General features: G+C 47.8%; 1 protein-coding gene. It reads left to right on the forward strand.

Features of this window, described 5'->3' with window-relative positions; all coding sequences use genetic code 11:
• The coding region (locus KFE26_RS23625) for an elongation factor Tu (RefSeq protein WP_212601918.1) at nt 1–779 on the forward strand (779 nt) is incomplete at both ends.

Genomic DNA, 779 nt, shown 5'->3' on the forward strand with positions numbered 1-779 from the left:
GTAAACGTGGGCACCATTGGTCACGTTGACCATGGTAAAACCACACTGACTGCAGCTATCTCTCACGTACTGGCTAAGACCTACGGTGGCGAAGCTAAAGACTTCTCTCAAATCGATAACGCTCCAGAAGAGCGTGAGCGCGGTATTACGATCAATACCTCTCACATCGAATATGACACGCCTTCACGTCACTACGCACACGTAGACTGCCCAGGCCACGCTGACTATGTTAAAAACATGATCACTGGTGCTGCACAGATGGACGGCGCGATTCTAGTAGTTGCCTCTACAGACGGTCCAATGCCACAGACTCGTGAGCACATCCTGCTTTCTCGTCAGGTTGGCGTACCTTTCATCATCGTGTTCATGAACAAATGTGACATGGTAGATGACGAAGAGTTACTGGAATTGGTTGAAATGGAAGTGCGTGAACTTCTGTCAGAATACGATTTCCCAGGTGATGATTTACCAGTAATCCAAGGTTCAGCTCTGAAGGCCCTAGAAGGTCAACCAGAGTGGGAAGCTAAGATCCTTGAATTAGCCGCAGCACTGGATTCTTACATTCCAGAACCACAACGTGATATCGATAAGCCGTTCCTACTGCCAATCGAAGACGTATTCTCAATTTCAGGCCGTGGTACAGTAGTTACTGGTCGTGTTGAGCGTGGTATTGTTAAAGTGGGTGACGAAGTTGAAATCGTTGGTGTTCGCACAACGACTAAAACAACGTGTACTGGTGTAGAAATGTTCCGTAAACTGCTTGACGAAGGTCGTGCAGG

Source organism: Shewanella sp. M16, assembly GCF_018224605.1.
GTDB lineage: Bacteria > Pseudomonadota > Gammaproteobacteria > Enterobacterales > Shewanellaceae > Shewanella > Shewanella oncorhynchi.